Consider the following 1,369-nt stretch of genomic DNA (forward strand, 5'->3'; position numbering starts at 1 on the left):
AGCACCATGGTGACGGGCAGCTTGTGCAGCGCCACGTCCATCATGATCTGGTCGAAGGCCCGGTTGAGGAACGTCGAATAGATGGCCACCACCGGGTGCATGCCGCCCATCGCCAGCCCGGCCGCCGACGTCATCGCGTGCTGCTCGGCGATGCCGACGTCGAACAGGCGGTCCGGGAACTGCTGCCCGAACGGGCTCAGCCCGGTCGGGCCGGGCATGGCCGCGGTGATGGCCACGATGTCGCGGCGCTTGTGCGCGTAGCCGATGAGCGCGTCGGAGAACGTCGCCGTCCAGCCGGGCCCGGCGATCTTGGTCGCCTGGCCGGTGACCGGGTCGATGACGCCGCAGGAATGCATCTGCTCGGCCTCGTCGTCCTCGGCCGGGGCGAAGCCCATCCCCTTGCGGGTCACCACGTGCACGATCACCGGGCGGCCGAAACCGCGGGCGTGCCGCAGCGCGGCCTCCACCGCGCGCTCGTCGTGGCCGTCGACCGGACCCACGTACTTCAGTCCCAGGTCGGTGAACAGCAGCTGCGGCGACAGCGAGTCCTTGATGCCGGCCTTGACGCTGTGCATCACGCGGTAGGCGAGCCTGCCGACCAGCGGCAGCGCGCGCAGCGCGTCGCGGCCCTTCTCCAGGGCCTGCTCGTAGGCCGGCTGCAGCCGCAGCGAAGCCAGATGATCGGCGACACCGCCGATCGTCGGGGCGTAGCTGCGGCCATTGTCGTTGACGACGATGATGACGGGCCGGCCGGAGGCGGCGATGTTGTTCAGCGCCTCCCAGCACATGCCACCGGTGAGCGCGCCGTCGCCGATCACAGCGACCACGTGCCGGTTGCGGTGTCCGCTCAGCTCGAAGGCCTTGGCCAGGCCGTCGGCGTAGGACAACGACGCGCTGGCGTGGCTGGACTCCACCCAGTCGTGCTCGCTCTCGGCGCGCGACGGATACCCGGACAGGCCGCCCTTCTTGCGCAGGCTTTCGAAGTCGTGGGCGCGCCCGGTCAGCATCTTGTGCACGTAGGCCTGATGGCCGGTGTCGAAGATGATCGGATCGTGGGGTGAGTCGAACACCCGGTGCAGGGCGAGCGTCAGCTCGACCACGCCCAGATTGGGCCCCAGGTGTCCCCCGGTGGCAGCAACCTTGTGAATCAGGAACTCGCGAATCTCGGCGGCCAGATCGCGAAGCTGATGCGTAGAAAGGTGCTGCAGATCAGCGGGCCCGCGGATCTGTTCCAGCATCCAGTCAGTCTACGCAGCGCTGTGGAGAACACTACTGACGAACGTGGCGACGTTCATCGCTGCTGCGCGGGGCCGAACAGTCCGGCGAGCGTGTCATGAAGGTCGGGGTCGGCCAGGATGACGACCTCGTC

General features: G+C 68.5%; 1 protein-coding gene. It reads right to left on the reverse strand.

Features of this window, described 5'->3' with window-relative positions; translation table 11 throughout:
* A partial coding sequence (locus A9W96_RS27770; protein WP_067144470.1) for a 1-deoxy-D-xylulose-5-phosphate synthase occupies positions 1-1,238 on the reverse strand: 1,238 nt, incomplete at its 3' end.
* Between the last annotated feature and the right edge of the window lie 131 nt (positions 1,239-1,369).

The sequence above is a fragment of the Mycobacterium sp. 1245852.3 genome, from assembly GCF_001669335.1.
In the GTDB taxonomy this organism is placed as follows: domain Bacteria; phylum Actinomycetota; class Actinomycetes; order Mycobacteriales; family Mycobacteriaceae; genus Mycobacterium; species Mycobacterium europaeum_A.